This is a genomic window from Eximiradius sp., from assembly GCA_937127445.1.
Classification (GTDB): domain Bacteria; phylum Bacteroidota; class Ignavibacteria; order Kapaibacteriales; family UBA2268; genus JAKIZO01.
In genome coordinates, this window is the sequence record CAKZLY010000030.1 from 53,119 (window position 1) to 70,998 (window position 17,880).

General features: G+C 36.6%; 10 protein-coding genes and 1 tRNA gene. 5 read left to right on the forward strand and 6 right to left on the reverse strand.

Translation table 11 applies throughout. The annotated features are described in order from the left end of the window. Positions 1-53 precede the first annotated feature (53 nt). Positions 54-1,526: a cysteine--tRNA ligase gene (gene cysS, locus AC6QZF_RS09340; RefSeq protein ID WP_499799618.1), complete on the forward strand. Its 1,473-nt coding sequence runs from the start codon at positions 54-56 to the stop codon at positions 1,524-1,526. Here the strand turns inward: cysS and AC6QZF_RS09345 are convergent. Then, positions 1,519-3,480: a monovalent cation:proton antiporter family protein gene (locus AC6QZF_RS09345; RefSeq protein WP_499799619.1), complete on the reverse strand. Its 1,962-nt coding sequence runs from the start codon at positions 3,478-3,480 to the stop codon at positions 1,519-1,521. The genes cysS and AC6QZF_RS09345 overlap by 8 nt on opposite strands. A gap of 2 nt (positions 3,481-3,482) precedes the next feature. Further along, the gene (gene speB, locus AC6QZF_RS09350) at positions 3,483-4,376 is read right to left on the reverse strand and encodes an agmatinase (RefSeq protein ID WP_499799620.1); all 894 of its coding nucleotides are present in this window, start codon (positions 4,374-4,376) and stop codon (positions 3,483-3,485) included. 122 nt (positions 4,377-4,498) lie between these two features. Between speB and AC6QZF_RS09355 the strand changes: the two genes are divergently transcribed. Together AC6QZF_RS09355 and AC6QZF_RS09360 are read left to right on the forward strand one after the other, a co-directional pair. Beyond that, entirely contained in the window at positions 4,499-5,278 is a 780-nt protein-coding gene (locus AC6QZF_RS09355) for a hypothetical protein (RefSeq protein ID WP_499799621.1), read from the forward strand. An 80-nt stretch (positions 5,279-5,358) separates the two neighbouring features. Then, positions 5,359-5,432, forward strand: a tRNA-Ile gene (locus AC6QZF_RS09360). Positions 5,433-5,683: 251 nt separating this feature from the next. On the opposite strand, the gene pckA is transcribed toward AC6QZF_RS09360, so the two are convergent. The 4 genes from pckA to AC6QZF_RS09380 form a co-directional block, all read right to left on the reverse strand. Continuing rightward, positions 5,684-7,339, reverse strand: a complete 1,656-nt coding sequence (gene pckA / locus AC6QZF_RS09365; RefSeq protein ID WP_499799622.1) for a phosphoenolpyruvate carboxykinase (ATP) — start codon at positions 7,337-7,339, stop codon at positions 5,684-5,686. Then, positions 7,336-8,553, reverse strand: a complete 1,218-nt coding sequence (locus AC6QZF_RS09370; RefSeq protein WP_499799623.1) for a pyridoxal phosphate-dependent aminotransferase — start codon at positions 8,551-8,553, stop codon at positions 7,336-7,338. Before AC6QZF_RS09370 ends, pckA begins: the two co-directional genes overlap by 4 nt. A gap of 272 nt (positions 8,554-8,825) precedes the next feature. After that, a complete protein-coding gene (locus AC6QZF_RS09375; RefSeq protein ID WP_499799624.1) occupies positions 8,826-10,850 on the reverse strand; it encodes a beta-helix domain-containing protein in 2,025 nt (674 codons plus the stop codon). 31 nt (positions 10,851-10,881) lie between these two features. Next, a complete protein-coding gene (locus tag AC6QZF_RS09380) occupies positions 10,882-13,767 on the reverse strand; it encodes a TonB-dependent receptor (protein ID WP_499799625.1) in 2,886 nt (961 codons plus the stop codon). Positions 13,768-14,015: 248 nt separating this feature from the next. Here AC6QZF_RS09380 and mrdA point away from each other — a divergent pair, with 248 nt between their 5' ends. Both mrdA and AC6QZF_RS09390 read left to right on the forward strand, forming a co-directional pair. Beyond that, a complete protein-coding gene (gene mrdA, locus AC6QZF_RS09385) occupies positions 14,016-15,908 on the forward strand; it encodes a penicillin-binding protein 2 (RefSeq protein WP_499799626.1) in 1,893 nt (630 codons plus the stop codon). Between the two features lie 19 nt (positions 15,909-15,927). Continuing rightward, positions 15,928-17,880, forward strand: coding sequence for a T9SS type A sorting domain-containing protein (locus AC6QZF_RS09390; protein WP_499799627.1), 1,953 nt, complete (start codon positions 15,928-15,930; stop codon positions 17,878-17,880).

Consider the following 17,880-nt stretch of genomic DNA (forward strand, 5'->3'; position numbering starts at 1 on the left):
AATTCGTAAAAAATTGCTAATTTTATTTTTTGTAAAATATTTTTGATTTATGAATGATGGAAATACGGTTATATAACTCATTAACTAAAAAAGTAGAGACATTTGTCCCAATCAAAGATAACGAAGTGAGAATGTATTCTTGCGGTCCAACTGTATATAATTACGCACATATAGGTAATATGAGAGCATTTTTATTTGCTGATTTTTTACAAAGGGTGTTAAGAGTTGTGGGTGGTTATAGGATGCGATGGGTAATGAATATAACAGACATAGATGATAAAACGATACGCGACAGTAAGATTGGTTCACTAGAATGGAAAACCGAAATGGGTGAACAAACAGAAGACCCACGAGAAAATTTAAAGAAATTCACGAATTATTATCTTGAAGCATTTATTGAGGATATTTCAAGACTTGGAATTAAAAAAGAACACTTTTATTCTATGCCAAGAGCCACAGAATATATAAAGCCTATGCAAGAATTAATACTGAAAATTATGAAAAATGGTTTTGCTTACATTTCAGAAGGTTCAGTATATTTTGATGTTTCTGCCTGGCGAGAAGTTGATGTTTATGGGAAATTATACAGAATTGACTTCGATAATTTTAAGAGTGGGTATAGAATTGATGCAGACCAATACGAAAGAGAACAAGTAAGCGATTTTGTTCTATGGAAATCTTACAAGGAAGGCGAACCTTGTTGGGATTTTTATATTGATGGGACGAACTATCCTGGTCGCCCTGGCTGGCATATTGAGTGTTCATCTATGGAATATGAACTATTAGGATTGCCATTCGATATACATACAGGTGGGGTTGATTTAAAATTCCCGCATCACGAAGATGAAATTGCTCAAAGCAAGGCAGGATATAGCATTGATCCAACAGCATTCTGGTGTCATAACGAATTTCTGGAAGTCGAAGGCGAAAAAATGAGTAAATCGCTTGGAAATTTCTTCACTCTTAGAGACTTAATTGCCAAAGGCTTGGACCCCATAGATATTCGTTTTGCTATGCTATCGGCGCATTATTCATCAAAATATAATTTCACTTTCGATGGAATTAGTGCAGCAAGAAAGGCAAGATTGAAAGTGCAAGAATATATTTATGATTTGTGGGATAAAGCCGCTGGGATTGCTGGCGAAAAAATTGAAGGAGCAGCCTTTGAATTACAGAATAAAGTATTTACCGAACTTGCAAACGATTTGCATTCTCCGAAAGCGTTAGCAGCGTTGTTTTCGTTTATTAACGAAAACGAGGTTGATAAAATAAGTGTGGAAGATGCGAGAAAATTACTAACAGTAATGTCGCAAGTAAATGATATTTATTCAGTCTGGGAAATATCTGAACGCAAAGAAGTTAAAGAAGAAATTCCACAAGAGATAATAGATTTAGCTGAGGAAAGACTTTCGGCGAAAAAGGCAAAAGATTTTAAGCGAGCCGATGAAATTAGGAATAAAATTATTGAAATAGGCTATTCGATAAAAGATACAAAAGAGGGATACGAAATATCGAGAGCTAACTAATAATCTTTCTCACTGTATCGATATTCTCAATACTACCGAATAATAGAACGATATCCCCCGATTGAATACGAAAATCAGGCGGGGGATTAATTATTACTTCCGAGTTACGCTGAACAGCAATAATAGCAGTTGAGTATTTGCCACGCAAATCTGCTTCGAACAGGGTTTTGCCATCGAGATAAGAATTTTTATTTACTTTTGTTGCATAAGTTCGATGGTTGCTCAGCTTGGATAAAAAAACTTTATGTTTGATAGATTTTTTGATATTTCTAAACAGTTCATATCGATTTCCACGAATGTAGTTTGCGAATTTTTCAATATCTTCGGAAGGAACATTGAAAATATGTAAAACGCGGGTAAAAATTTCAATAGATGTTTCAAATTCCTCTGGGATAACTTCATCAACACCTAATGAATAAAGGGTGTCCATTTCCCTATCGTAGCGAGTTCTAATAATCAGATAGACGTCTGGGTTCATCCTTTTGACAATTTTGGCAATGGCGTGTTCAGCAATTGGGTCTGGAATAGTAGAGACAACGATTTTAGCAGAAGCAATGCCCGCTTTCATAAGAATAAGTTCGCGAGTTGCATCGCCGAAGATAATTTTTTCTCCTTTTTTTGCTTCTTCCCTGACGGTAACAGGGTTCATTTCGATTATAGAATATGGAATATTGGCAAACCTGGCAGCAGCAGCTAAATTTCTTCCATTAAGTCCAAACCCAATGATAATAAGGTGATTGCTGAGATTGAAAATGTTATTCACTTCATTAGCAATTGATTTATCTTTTTTGTATCTTTCTGAAATATTATTAATTAAGAGCATTCCGAGTTCAATCAGAATAGGATTGATCGTGATAGAAAGAACAGTTGTAGCAAGAAAAAGTTGATGAGTAAAGCCATTTATAAGCCCGAATGAAATACCAGTAATCGCCAAAACAAAGGCAAATTCTCCGATTTGAGCGACCGTCAAACCAGTCAGAGTGGAAACCCGAATACTTTTAGTTAGCAAATACGATGGAACAAACGCAGAAATGAATTTAATTGATACTAAAATAAACAGTGCGAAAAGAACAGCACCATAGTTATTGAGAAGAAAATTAATATCAAGGAGCATTCCGACAGAAACGAAAAAGAAACTTGCAAAAACCTCTTTAAAAGGTTCAATGTTCGACAGTGCTTCTTCGCTATATTCAGTTTCCGAAATGACAAGTCCAGCAATAAATCCACCAAGAGCGAGAGAAATGCCAATCAGAGAAGAAATCCAAACAGTAATAATGCAAATAGACAAGATAACAAGAATAAACAGTTCTTTGATACGAGTTTTAGCGATTTGAAAAATTAAGTTTGGCATTATATATTTTACAGAAACAAAAATAAATCCAACGATAAATAAAGTTTTCCCAAAAAGTATAATAATTTCTTCTTCGAAATTAACACCCCCACCTACAAGTAGCGGGACAAGCAAAAACATTGGTAAAATAACCAAATCCTGGAAAATTGAAATACTCAGAGAAAGCCTTCCAGCAGGGCTATCGGTACCTAATCGGTGAGAAATAATTTTCATCATCAAGGCAGTAGAGCTCAGAGCAATTAAAAAACCAATAAATATTGCCTGATTAAGATTAAAATTCAAAAAAGAAGAAAGCAAAACTGATAACGCAATGGTAAGCCCGACTTGCAATCCACCACCAACAAACACATTCCTTTTGATTGAGAAGAGTTTAGTAAGTGAAAATTCTATACCAACAGAGAACAAGATTAAAATAACGCCTACTTCTGCAATAAGTTGAACCTGAGACAAATCAGAAATAAGTTTCAATCCAAAAGGTCCGATAAGCATACCTGTAAGCAGGAAACCAACGATTGAGGGAAGTTTAAGCTTATGGAACAAAAATACAACAAAAATCGAAGTACCGATGATAATCAAAAAGTCTCTTAATAGATGGTGTTCCATATCTAAAATTTCAAGTAGTGCATTAATTTATAAACTAAGCTGGCAGTTGTCAAATTTGGGTGATGCAAACCCTCGATTGGAGCCAATTCGACGACATCGAAGCCAATAATTTTCTTGTTTTGCTTTTGCATTTCGTAGAAAATATCAAGAACTTCTGCATAGAAAAGACCGTTGGGTTCGGGAGTGCCAGTCGATGGCATAAGTGATGGGTCGAAACAATCGACATCGAAAGTTACATAAACGTTTTCAGCAAGGGTATCAGCAACAACTTTTTGCCAGTTATCACCCCAGATTTTTCTTCGAATTTGCCATGCATAGAAAGTATTGATATTGTTTTGCTTAATAAAATTGGCTTCTTCGATACATTGGGCACGAATACCGACCTGAGTAATGTTTTTAGTTCCAAAAAATTCAACAACTCGATGCATAAAGGAAGCGTGAGAATATGGATTATCCTCATAATTTTCTCGTAAATCCGAGTGAGCATCAAAATGCAGAATTGACATTTCTGGATATTTCTTGAAGTGAGACTTTATTGGAGCCGTCGAAATTGTGTGTTCACCACCTAAAGTAACCACAAATTTGCCATCTGCGAGGAGTTTATCGACGGTTTGTTCAATCAAATCAAGTGCTTCTTTATCGTGTTTTCCATTGAATTCAATTGAGTATAGCGTTGCAATACCTTTATCAAAGCAGAGCTGGCTATTGAACTCTTCGTCATAAAATTCGACATAATGAGAAGCTTCGATAATGGCATCTGGTCCGAGAGCAGTACCTTGCCCATAGCTTGTAGTATGTTCGTAAGGGACAGGAAGAATAACTATTTTCGAATTTTCATAAGAAGAGAATTCATCTTCGATTGCAAGGAAATTTTCAGAAATATTTTTTGTTTTCATATCTACTATTTCGATTAATACAAAAATGTATAAACGAAAATAGAGAGTTAATAATTTATTTGTTAAATTAATTCTAATCTTCATTCGTTAAAGATATGAAAAATATTTAATTTGAGGGAAATATGAAAAAAACATTGTTTTTATTTTTATTCGTATTATTAGCTACTTCAAGAATATTAGCACAAGATGACGAGCTGGATAATTTCTCATTTGAAACGGAACCATTGAAAAGCGAGAGCAATCCATATTTTTCAGTTGGGGCAGGTTATCAGCTTACTTTTTTGATGCTAAATTATGACGAACTCAATAAATATGTTGCTGATAAGCTTGGGTTAGACAAGTTTGAAGGTATTTTTACATTAGGTGGGGTTCATGGATTTACAGGACTTGTTGTAATTCCAAATACTCGTCTTGGCTTTTTCGGTATAAGCGGGAGTAAAATTTCAGAGAAAGAAAATTCTACAACAAATTTGAAACGAACTGCAGAATTAAAAGTTGCAATAAATGGATTTTCGATTGATTATGGAATAGTCCCAATAAAAAGTCTGGCAGTGCTTCCAGGGCTGAATTTTGGTTGGGGGAATTATATACTTGAAACAACAGAGACGCCAGCTTCAATTGATTGGACAGACGTTGATAATATAATTGTCGGGTCTGCTAAAATGAACAGGATTGAGAACAAATTTATGATGGTTCAGCCACAATTAAGCGTAGAATATGCTGTAACTAATTTTGCTATGATACGTGCCAACGTGCATTATAACTTGACTTTCGACAATCCACTTGTAGATAAAAAATGGACTTTCAATAAGGATGCGGAGCTGAAAAATACACCTAATAAGATGAATAGTAATGGGTTGGGATTGCAGATAGGTATATATTTAGGTTTGTTTAATTATTAATTTGTATTTTATCAATTTTTTCTTATTTTTGTAGTCTATAAAATATCTGATTATTTAGATATTAGTAGATAAGAATAAAGGGGCCTGTAGCTCAATTGGTTAGAGCGCCGGACTCATAATCCGTCGGTTGGGGGTTCAAGTCCCTCCAGGCCCACAAAAAGCTGCCACAAAAGGGCAGTTTTTTTGTTTATGCGTAAACAAAAATTAGTTTTAATAATTTTACTCGACTAAGTGTACTGGTAATAAAATGAATTGGTTGATATTTTGAATCTTACATTGTTCTAATTATTGTATAAATAATTGATTAATAATGTTTTAAAAATTAAGGTTAAAAAAATAAAAAGAATTATAAAAAAAGGCTGCCACAAAACTCAAGGACAGCCTTTTTTAATATATAACAGTGGATTAATAATTACGAACTAAACGCTGAGGACCTGCTTTTTTGACTTCATCTGGACAACCACTTTCGAACAATTTGAAGTTTTCGATGTAGCGAGCAGCGAGAGCATCGTATTTGCTCCAATATTCGTCTTTATTACCCCAAGCGTTAGATGGTTCGAGTACATCATCGGGGACACCCGGACAAGTAAGAGGAACTTGGAAGCCAAAAACTTTGTCAGTTCTGTATTCAACATTATCGAGCAGACCGTCCAAAGCAGCATTCAGCATATTGCGGGTATGGCGAATACTTATGCGCTTACCGACTCCAAATTTACCACCAACCCAACCGGTATTGACGAGCCAACAGCGAGTGCCGTGTTTTTCCATCTTGCTACGCAACAAATTAGCATAGTAAAAAGGATGATGAACCATAAAAGGCGCACCAAAGCAGGCACTGAAAGTAATTTCAGGTTCAATACCGAGGCCGATTTCTGTTCCAGCTATTTTTGAAGTATATCCGCTGATGAAATGATACATAGCTTGATTCATATCGAGACGTGCAATAGGAGGGAGCACGCCAGTTGCATCGCAAGTAAGGAAGATAACATCTTTTGGATGAGTGCGCGACATTTTTTCAGGAAGCGAGTTAGGGATAAAATCAAGCGGATACGAAGCACGTGTATTTTCGGTCAGCATATCATCGTCTAAATCAATTTTACGAGAAGCTGGATCGTAGATAACATTTTCCAGAATAGTACCAAAACGACGAGTACAGGAATAGATTTCAGGTTCGTGTTCAGCAGAAAGACGAATAACTTTGGCATAGCAACCACCTTCGAAGTTGAAAACACCTTCATCGCTCCAACCGTGTTCGTCGTCGCCAATTAATTTACGGCGTGGATCAGCAGAAAGAGTAGTCTTGCCAGTTCCGGAAAGTCCAAAGAAGAGAGCAACACTACCATCGTTGCCAACGTTAGCAGAGCAGTGCATTGCCATAACGTTTTCGAGTGGTTTCAGGAAATTCATAACAGTAAAGATAGTTTTCTTAATTTCGCCGCCATACATACTGCCGGCAACAATAGCCATACGTTTAGCAAAATTTATTACCATAGCGGTTTCAGTTCGAGTACCGTCAATTTTTGGGTCGGCTTTGAATGATGGAGCAGCGAGCAAAGTAAATTCAGGAACGTGATTTTTCAAAGTGTCGCGATTTTCAATTGGAATAAACATATTGCGAGCAAAAAGACTCTGCCAAGCATATTCAGTAACAATTCTAATAGGCATACGGTAATTTGGGTCGGCACCGACGTAACAATCTTGTACGAAAAGTTCTTCGCCCTGCCAATATGCAAGCAATCGAGTGAGCAAGGAATTGAAGTTCTCCTGGGTAACGGGACGGTTGTAAACACCCCACCAAATTTTATCCCGAGTAAGTTCTTCGTCGACAATAAATTTATCATTTGCAGCGCGAGCAGTCCATTTACCGGTATTTACAACGAGGGCGCCGCCAGTGGTAAGATGTCCTTCACCACGAAAGACAGCTTCTTCGATAAGAGCTGGAGTAGGCAAATTCCAATAAACCCTATCTAAATGTTGCAATCCGTGATTAGCGAGTTTGTAATCGCTTGCATATTCACGCGCATGCTTTGAGGCTGGGGTAGGAAATTCTAAATATTTCATAGCCAATCCCTCACTAATTTACGTTCACCGATATAAAGTTCGTTAGGTGAGTTCGGGTCCAAAGCCCATTTAATGCGTTCGATACCTTCAGTAATATCTTTAATAGAACCGCAAGTGGAGAGGCGCAAGAATCCTTCCATACCGAATTCAATACCTGGAACTGTAAGAACGCGAACCTTTTCGAGTAGGAACTCGCTTAGTTTGTGAGAATCTTTTTCGTAATGGCTAAAATCAACAAAGCAGTAGAATGTTCCATCTGGTTTGTAAGCGCGAACACCTTCGAAAGCATTAAGTCGCTCCATCATTACATTACGATTGTTTTCGAGAGTGCGACGTAGGTTCTCAACACCAGATTGAGTACCGTTCAAAGCACCGACCGCAGCTTTTTGAAGCACAACGCTTGGACCTGATGTCTGATGTCCCTGAATGTTAGTCATAACACGGATTAAATTTTTATTAGCAACAGCCCAACCGATACGGAAACCAGTCATTGAATATTGTTTACTAATACCATTGATAAGGATTAATTTGGAGTTTTCACCCAAATCATTGGCATATTCATAGCAATTGATAGGCTTGCGACCGTCGAATATAAGGCGATGATAAATATCATCCATAATTAAATAAAGGTTACGCTTTTCGCAAAATTCTACTATATCGCGAATAAAATCTTCCGAATACATTGCACCAGTTGGGTTATTCGGGCTGTTAATAATTACACATTTAGTGTAGGAAGTAACCACACGTTCGATATCCTGAATTCTTGGGTAAAAAGTTCCATCTTCTGGATAGACAGGTACAGGCACTGCACCGATTAGTTTGCACATTTCAGGATAAGAAACCCAGTAAGGGGCAGGGAAGATACATTCTTCCTGAGGATTAAGTATTGCCTGAAGAGCTACCATAATGGCTTGTTTAGCACCGCCGGAGATAATTACGTTTTCTGGCTCAACTTTTCTGTCGTAGAAATCCTGGGTATATCTAATGACAGCTTGTTTAAGTTCGGGAATCCCATCGGCAGGAGTGTAGCGAACTTCGGCACTATTGAGCAAAGAAACTGCTTGAAGAATGGCATCGAGAGGTGCTTTTGTTTTGGGTTCGCCACCGCCAAGATGAATAACAGGTTCGCCTTTTGCTCGAAGTACAGCGGCAATTTCATTAAGTCGAAGGGTGGCTGATTCTGAAATAGATTTTCCTATTAAACTAATACTCATAAAAAAATACTCCAATACTAAAAATTAAAAAATATAATAAAATTAAGTTTCTAAATTAAAATAAAGAAAATTAAGCAGAATCTGAGGAGCCAAATTTTAGTGGCAGTGAATATTTCAAGTAAAAATTACTCATATAAAATAACAGTAATGTAAGTAACACTCATTAAAAAGCAAATATTATAATTTTAATCGAAAAAAAAAAATAAAATTAAGAGTTATTAAACAAAAAAGCCCGATTTTTCAACCGGGCTTCTGAAAAAAGGTGTGAAACGTTATTTCACAACCGGAATATTTATAGTATAAACATTTTTAGCAGTAATAATTTGAAGGTAGTAAATACCAGTGGAAAGTTGAGAAGAATTAAGCATAAATTGGTGAGTACCGGCGTTTTGGAATTGATTTTCGAAAAAAATTGATTTAACAGAACCGGTAGCATCAACCAAGCGTATTGTAGCATTGCCGCTTTCTGGTAAAATATAAGTTACAACAGTGTATTCATTAGCTGGAAGAGGTGCAGCTTCGGCTTTGAATTGTGGCAACAGATTAGTGGAATAATCGTCGTTAACACTTGTATAGACTTTGTTTACAGGATTATATTCAGCCCAAGGCAAGTCCCAACGTTCAGTATGGAATGCGCCGCGATAGGGAACTTTATCAAAGTATGGATCGTTGAGAGTAACAGCTGCATTCGAAGCTGTCCAATTAGCTTTATTTAGATAGTCTGCATCACTTGCTGGGAGAGGGTTAAATACCCCAGTAGTTCCCGGAAAAGCACCGGGCACTTTTGCATAAACAGCAACTGGGCCAGCTTGATTAATAAATCTATTGCCAAATTCTTCTTTAGCAAGCCAATTAGCGTCAACATTACCTTGTTGAGTTGTTCCACTGCCAAAATAAAAGAATTTATTGTTTTTAATTCCGTAGAAATCATTGTAGCGAACCATAATGGAGTCGTTAGAAGCAGCAAGCACTGTATTATTATTAGTAAGTTCGAGACCAGCATTATAGCCCATAATTACAGAATTAACAAGGTTCATACGGCTATTACGGCGTATTTGAACAGCAGTAAGGTGCTTTGAATGGTATTTATTAGCACCTGTCCCGACAGTCCAGCTAGTATCAGCAAGGGGACCTACAACAGTAACATTTGAAAATATTGGATTTGTATATGGGGTATTATAGGAAGATTTTGAGTCGTTATCACTTTCGAATGATTCGGAATTAGATTGATCCGCTATATCTGGATAGCGAACAATGAGAACGTGTTGAACTTTGCCACGAAAACCATTATCAGTGTCCATATCGTCGTCAATAGTATTATATGAAATTAAATATTTAGCGTTAACAGTACCGCCGAACCATTCGTAAGCATCATCGCCAGCATATGAAACCATAACGTGACTGATAATCGTACGACGCCCTACACCACCCATAGTGAGCGAATTAAGCTCATTATCTGGAGATTCTGCAATACCTGCAAACTCGATACGAACATACTGAACAACACCGCTGGAATCATCATCGTCTGCAACACCACCAATAGGACCATATTTAACATCCAATCCGCCTTCGATAGCAGCTTCGCCGAGGTTGGTGGAAGCCTTACCAGCAATAATCAGCCCACCCCAATCACCACGATCTCGATTACCAGGAGCAAAGCCAGAGGTCATCACGATAGGTTTTTCAGGTGTTCCTTTAGCATAGATTTTACCACCGCGTTTTATAACGATTGCTGAAATATCATTTGGGTCGCCCAAAATGACAGTTCCTGGGTTTATTCTTAAAGTAGCGCCATCTTCAACGTATAATACTTTTTTCAACTGATAAATTTTGGATGCGCTCAAAGTAATTGTATTTGTTAAGTTACCTCCAATAAGTGAGTCAGCTGTTGCTGGAGGAGGAGTATATATATTTATTGGACCTTGAATTCCATAAAGGTCTTCATTATTAACTTCGTTCATTTTAATCCAGACCTGAGATCTTCTTGGTAAAGTAATAACAGTTCTACCGGAAGCAGCATTAGCGTTGCTACTTGAAACATCTTTATAGGACCTAGCATTTTTAGCAAGAGCAAGCAAAGACCACGGACCATCAGGACTTTCGGACCATTTAAATTCAAAAGTTTTACCCCAGGTACGATCGCCAGATTTTGTTAAAGTATCCCAAGAAATAGTAATAGTTTGACCGACACGATAAGTTGAATTTGCTTTTGGCTCTTTGATAGTCAAAGAGGGTTCAGCTGCATTCAACACATAAGCGAAAAGAAAAGCGATTGCAAGAAATAAAGCATTTTTCATTAGATTCCCCTTAGAAGTTAATAAAAATGTATTACATTTTATATCCGATGCCGAATGAGAAAGAGCGGCCTTTTTTAGTTTTGAGAACATCGTTACCCATTTGTTTCCAGGTTATTTGTTCGTTAAGAATATCTTTGGCAACTAATTTTATATCAAGCGTATTGAAAATAGTTTGCGAAATAGATAAGTCGATAACATTTCTTGGTATTTCATAAACATGAGGGTCGCTAACAGGGTAACGAGTAATATCAGCCACTTGAATAATTCTTTTACCAGCAACATTGTAGCTTGTATTGACAGAAGTTCCCCATTCAGGATGGAAATAGAACAAACCAATATTCAAAGAATATGGCGATTGGCCCCACATAGTACGGTAGTCTTCGGCGTTATTTTGTTTTACGGTAATATCAGAATTAATAAGAGCTAAATTGAAATTGAGTGAGAAATAACGAGTCCAATCGGAAATAAAGCCTAAATTTTTTCTAGCTTCAAATTCTGCACCATAGTTAGTTGCGTGACCGTTAGCATTTGCAAAAGTTCTCTTATAATTACTCGAAGTACCGATGACAGATTCTTCGATAGCATTTTTGAATGATTTATAGAAGAGCGAGACAGAAATCACTTCGCCAGGATTTGGGAACATTTCCCAGCGGAGGTCGAAATTTCTGATAAGCGAGCGTTTCAAATTTGGATTGCCAGCGACATCGCCTTGGAAGTAAAAGTCGTAGAAAATAAATGGAGCATATTCACGCAATGAAGGGCGAGTTAGAGTCTGACTTGCAGAAAAACGTAAATTCATTGTATTAGCAAGTTGATATATCAAATTAAAAGATGGAAGGATGTCTACATAACTTTCGTCAACAAAAGTTGAGTCGGTATTGTTCGAAGCTATTGGATATAAGCTCATAAGTTTTTGATTGCTACTTTCTATGCGTGCGCCTGTGATCACTCTAAATTTATTGCCAGCAAGTTCGAAAGGAATATCAACCATAAGATAACCAGCTACTAAATTCTCATTTGCTTTATATGAATCTGTTGGTTTTGTTTCTTCGCCAATACCAAGACGTGATGGCTGGAAGTTTTCTGGATTAGAGAAAATATCTTCTGGTTCAAGTAAGAAATCAGAATTATAGAAGTCTTCGTCACCCCAATTTGGAACTATATAATTAAAATCTTCATCGTAATAATATTTCATCATCAAAGTGCCTTTGTTAATCACGAGCGAGCGGACATTGAAATCACGTTTTTTCTTTTCGAAGAGCAATCCAGTTTTGAGTTTTAGTGAACTAATAGGCAATGAAAAATTCAAAGCACCGGAGTATGCATCTTCGTTGAGATAAGAGAAAAATCTACCAGCTTGGTAGCCATTACCATTGAGGTCGTAAATGTCAATATGCCAGGGATTATCTTCGTTAGCTTTAGAATAGCGAACGCGTTTAAAATCAGGTTCGTCGCGTTTTGAGTTGGAATAGCCAAATTTCCAGTCTAAAAATGAATTATTCAAGAATGGCAAGTTATGTTCGCCAGTTAATTGAGTAGCAAATAGAGTTTTCTGAACAAATTGGAAGCCATATTGGCGAGTAATAACCTGATCTTTTCTACCAAGCATAATAGTAGTTTCATTATCAGAAGAATTATTATAAGTATTTTTTATTGAAAACGTGTTGTTATCGTCGAGTTTGAAAGCAAAGTTGAACAATCCACCTAAATTTGTTGAAAAAGTGGAAACAGTGCCTTGATTGAAATTATAGACTTTGCCACTACTTTCCAGGGTAGCACGGAAAATTTCATCATAAGAATAGGAATTACCATAGAGTGCATTGGCTATAATACCGATTTCTGAATTACCTATGCGATAAATATCGGAGTAAGACATATTAATAGAACCGTTTAGCGGTGCTTTGATCGTGTCGCGTTTCCAAGTTTTACTGTTCAATGAACGACTGATCTCAACCCACTCGCTTTGAGCTTGTTTGAGAATATTTTCGTTGTCTGAACGCAAGCGAGTAAAGAGGTTTCTCATATCTTGAGGTGACTTAGGGAAATTATTGGGAAGCGATCTTGTTCCATCGTCGAAACCGAGCCAATCGGTTTTGCCACCGTTATAAGTAATGAATTTTCTATTAAAGGTAAGATTATCAGTCATTGAAGTTCCGAAGCTAACTTTAAAGCTACGTGAAGAAGGGAAATCGACTGTATTAAGCTGAACCAATCCGCCAGCGAAGTTGCCAGGCAAATCAGGCGTAAAGGATTTAGCAACATTCGCATTTTGGAGGAAATCAGCAGGGAACATATCGAAAGAAAATGCTTTTTTATCGGGTTCGGTAGTAGCCAGAGCAGTTCCGTTAAGAGTAGTATTATTATAACGTTCGCTTACACCACGAACATAGACAAATTTATCACCAACAAGAGTAACGCCTGACACACGTCGTAACGATTGTCCTGCGTCGTTATCGGGAGTTCTTTTTATTTCTTCAATACTAATTCCATCACTAACTTGAGATGCATTTTTACGTTGAGCAAGGATAGCAGATTCGTTGTTCAATTCGCGTCTAGCTTCGATAACAACTTCATCAGTTTTCTTAATAGTAGAAGAAAGAACAACATTCAATATATAATTTTGATTTTCTTTAAGTTCAATATTTTCGATTGTTTTTGTGTTATATCCGATATAGCTCACCTGAATTGAATAAACACCTGCTGGTAAGTTCAAAATTCGGTATTCACCTTTTGTATCAGTATAAGCACCAATTTTTTTACCTAAAATCAAAACAGAAGCTCTCCGCAAGACTTCTCCACTTTCCTCGTCTATAATTTTTCCTGAAATAGAAGCTTTTGATTGAGCTAAAAGAGCAGATGAAATACAAACATTCATCAGTAAGAAAAACAATAATATTTTTTTAATAAAATAATACATAACTTAATACTCCTCCGGTTGTAAATTTTTTTTCAATACCTTTTTTCAGATAGGCAAAATTGTCTTTTTAAAATGAAGTGATAATAAACTAACAGTTAATAATGAGTGAACTTATTGATAAGCTGGAATCACTTGAAACATAATCGGATTTATCAAAATGGTTAATTTTATGTTAATATTCCAAAAAGAACAATTTATAGTAAAATTTTAGTATTTTTGTAGTAGTATTAATAATAATGTAGTTAATGATGAAAAGTTCAATAAATATAACCGATAGTTTTGGCAGCAGTTCAATCAGAAAAACTTTTAAATTAGCGATAATTTTAGTTGCCGGAATATTTATTTTCAGGTTGGCGCAACTGCAATTGCTGCAAGGGAGTAAATATCTGGATGTAAGCCAAACACAAGCAATAAAGCAGATTAGAATAGCACCGTTCAGAGGAAATATGTTCGATAGGAATGGATTGTTGATAGTTCACAACGAACCTTCATTTTCAATCATTATCACACCGTATGAGTTCGATAGAGATATTATACCATATTTATCTAAACTAATTGGAATAAGTGAAGAAGAAATAATTAGCACACTTGAAAAAAATAAAAACTATTCACCGTTTGAACCGGTAAAAATAATGAAAGATGTGCCATTTGAGATAGTCAGCAAAATTGAGGAGAACAGCGATGAATTACCAGGAGTGGAAGTAATAATTGAGCCAAAACGACTTTATGAATTCGACGGTAATATGGCACACCTACTTGGATATACCCGCGAAGTAACCCGTGCACAATTAGAAAAGCACAGATATTTACGACCGGGTGATATTATTGGACAATCAGGCATTGAACAAACTTACGATGCATTTTTAAGAGGGAGACAAGGCATACAATTTGTTGCAGTCAATAAATTTGGACAGAGAGTTGCAAGTTTTGATAATGGGAAGCAAGATATTGCACCAAACAATGGATTTGATTTATACACTACATTAGATATAAAATTACAGGAACTCGCAGAGAAATTATTAGAAGGAAAGCGTGGAGCAGTGGTTGCATTAGACCCGCAGAACGGAGAAATATTAGCACTTGCAAGCAAGCCAGATTACGACCCAAGAGCATTCAGCGGAAGAGTTCCCGCTGATTTATATAAACAATTATCCGAAGACCCATGGAGCCCGCTTTTGCATAGAGCAATCCAGTCGCAATATCCACCTGGCTCGACCTGGAAAATGCTTGTAGCAATAGCAGCATTAAACGAAGGGATTATTGATGAAAATACAACCATATACTGCCCTGGAAGTTTTACTTTTGGGAATAGGTCTTTTAAATGCCACGGCGCTCACGGAGCGATCAATGTTCGAAGTGCAATAAAAAGCTCTTGCAATGTATATTTCTATCAGCTTGGTCTCAAAATTGGGATGGAAAATTTAGAAAAATATGGGAAAATGTTTGGCTTTGGGCAAAAGACATTTATTGATTTGCCAAATGAAAAGACGGGAAGACTACCGACTGTTGAGTGGTTAGAAAAAGTTTATGGGAAAGGAGGTGCCTCACGTGGCAGAATGGTGAATTACGGTATTGGTCAGGGGGAGATACTCGTTACACCTCTTCAAATGGCAGCGTATACAGCAGCAATAGCAAACGAGGGCACATATTATCAACCTCATCTTGTGCGTGCCATATCAAATAACATTTCAAATAAAGTTGAGCCAGTAGCTTTTTCTTCAAGGAAACTTCCTATTGACAAAGGAATCTTTAAAATTATCAAAGATGGGATGTTCGATGTAGTAAACGCACCTGGAGGGACTGCTTCGTATGCACGGATGACGTCGGTTGAAGTATGTGGCAAAACTGGCACAGCACAAAATCCACACGGGAAAGACCATGCCTGGTTTGTTTGCTTTGCACCGAAGGAAAATCCGCGAATTGTGCTTGCTGTGTTAGCTGAAAATTCAGGGTTTGGAGGAGCCGTTGCGGCACCAATAGCAAAGCAGCTGCTCGAAGCATTTTTCCATCCTGAAACATTTGACAGAAACAAAATTTACGTCCCGAAGGAGCCATCGCAGGAGGATACAACACCTGATGAAGAGAGTGAAGTTGAAAGTGAGTTTCGCCAGGCAGCTTTACGTGAAGAAATTAATTATTAACAGAATATTTGGTGTTCCTATGAGAAATCTTTATTTCTTTTCTTTGTTCATGTTGTTATTAACCTGTGGGAATGCACTTTCGCAAAAATATGCACAACCTGAAAGCGTTGTTTATGACCAGCACCGAGATTGCTATTATATTTCTAATGTTGGGGTTCAGGGTGTTTATGATGGTCAAATTATCAAACGCAATCCTAATGGAACGCTTGAATACCTAATTGCAGCAAATCAGTTGCAAGACCCAAAAGGAATGTATATAGTTGGGGATACACTCTTTGTTGCTGATAATTACAAGTTATATTACATTAATCTAACGTCTCGAGCTATTGTAGGTTCAACTATACTTGGGCTGACAAATCTATTTTTAAACGATATTGTAGCCGACGAACAAGGCTATATATACATTTCTGACACTTATCAAGCCAACATTTTTAGGGTAAAAGCAAGCAAACCTGATAAATTTGAGCAATTATCTTTTTTAGGAAGTATGTCCAATGCAAATGGGATGATATTCGACAAGGAAAATAACAGAATACTGATCGTTTCTTATCAACCAAATGCTTTGATTTATGCATTAAGTTTAGAAACGTTTCAAATTTCTGTAATTCGGAATTCGAGTTTGAGTTATTTAGATGGGATAGCGAGAGATAGAGAGGGGAATTACTATGTTTCTGCTTGGGGAAATAATAATATTGGTGGTATATATAAATACAACAAGCAACTAACAGAGCCTCCTACACTTGTTTATGGACCACTCAACGGACCCGCTGATATATTAATTGATACAACAAATAATATGCTTGTAATTCCCGAGATGGGAGCAAACAAAGTTCATTTCGTCAGTTTAAGCAATGAAATTCAGCCACCAAGCTTATTATTCCCACCGAATAATAGTAATGGTTTTGGTAGAAGTGTAGATTTAAGATTTTCAAAAGTATTCGAAGCGGTGCGCTATGAAGTGCAAGTAAGCAACGATGAAAGTTTTTCAAATATAGTATTATCAAAAGAAACATATGATACTTTATTATCAGTAGAGTTAGAGCAAGTTTCGACAAAATATTATTGGAGAATAAGGTCTTTTTCTCTTACTGAACAAAGTGAATGGAGCGAAGTTTGGACTTTCACGAGTGCTGCAAATTTTTACGAAAAGCCATTACTACTTCAGCCGTCGAATGGGAATTTAAAAACACCACGCCAGCCTACGTTTGTTTGGACGAAATCAAATCAGTCTTTGTATAAACTTCAAATTTGGACAAACGAGAAAGCACAAGGAAAACCAATTACTGAAATAAGCAATATTGCGGACACAACATATAAATTAAGTATAAATCTTGAACTGCAAAATACATATTATTGGAGAGTGATGGCATATTCAGGATATGTTAATAGCGGCTGGTCTGAGATGTCTATGTTTTATGTAAATGAAACAGCACCATCAGCACCATTATTATATAGTCCCGAAAATGAAGCGACAAATACTTCGCTTACACATAAATTCATTTGGCAGAAAACCGATGCAGAAAATTATCGCCTTCAAGTAAGCAAAACATCAAATTTCAACAATGTAGTAATTGATGTTACTGATCTTACAGATACAACTTTTACACCGACCGAACAATTGGAAGAAAATACACGCTATTGGTGGAGAGTGCGTGCATATACTGGCTCACAAGGTAGATGGTCACCGGTTTATTCATTCACGACGCTGAATTTAGCGTCGGTTAATGAAAGAGCCAATAATAGATTGCAGGTTTATCCAAATCCAGCAAATAGCTACATCAACACAAAGTCGGACGAGGAAATTTATCAGGTTATGATAATAAATAGCATTGGTCAATTGGTCGGTTATTACAACATAAATGGAGAAAAAACGTTTAGAATTGATATTGATAGAATTAATTCGGGAAATTATTACATATTGTTTAAATCGAAAAAAAATGATTATCTTGAAAAATTAATAATTAAAAAATAG

Excerpts from the sequence above, each read along its gene's own strand:
- cysS (WP_499799618.1), top strand. The coding sequence starts at position 54 with ATGATGGAAATACGGTTATATAACTCATTAACTAAAAAAGTAGAGACA.
- AC6QZF_RS09345 (WP_499799619.1), bottom strand. The coding sequence starts at position 3,480 with ATGGAACACCATCTATTAAGAGACTTTTTGATTATCATCGGTACTTCG.
- speB (WP_499799620.1), bottom strand. The coding sequence starts at position 4,376 with ATGAAAACAAAAAATATTTCTGAAAATTTCCTTGCAATCGAAGATGAA.
- AC6QZF_RS09355 (WP_499799621.1), top strand. The coding sequence starts at position 4,499 with ATGAAAAAAACATTGTTTTTATTTTTATTCGTATTATTAGCTACTTCA.
- pckA (WP_499799622.1), bottom strand. The coding sequence starts at position 7,339 with ATGAAATATTTAGAATTTCCTACCCCAGCCTCAAAGCATGCGCGTGAA.
- AC6QZF_RS09370 (WP_499799623.1), bottom strand. The coding sequence starts at position 8,553 with ATGAGTATTAGTTTAATAGGAAAATCTATTTCAGAATCAGCCACCCTT.
- AC6QZF_RS09375 (WP_499799624.1), bottom strand. The coding sequence starts at position 10,850 with ATGAAAAATGCTTTATTTCTTGCAATCGCTTTTCTTTTCGCTTATGTG.
- AC6QZF_RS09380 (WP_499799625.1), bottom strand. The coding sequence starts at position 13,767 with ATGTATTATTTTATTAAAAAAATATTATTGTTTTTCTTACTGATGAAT.
- mrdA (WP_499799626.1), top strand. The coding sequence starts at position 14,016 with ATGAAAAGTTCAATAAATATAACCGATAGTTTTGGCAGCAGTTCAATC.
- AC6QZF_RS09390 (WP_499799627.1), top strand. The coding sequence starts at position 15,928 with ATGAGAAATCTTTATTTCTTTTCTTTGTTCATGTTGTTATTAACCTGT.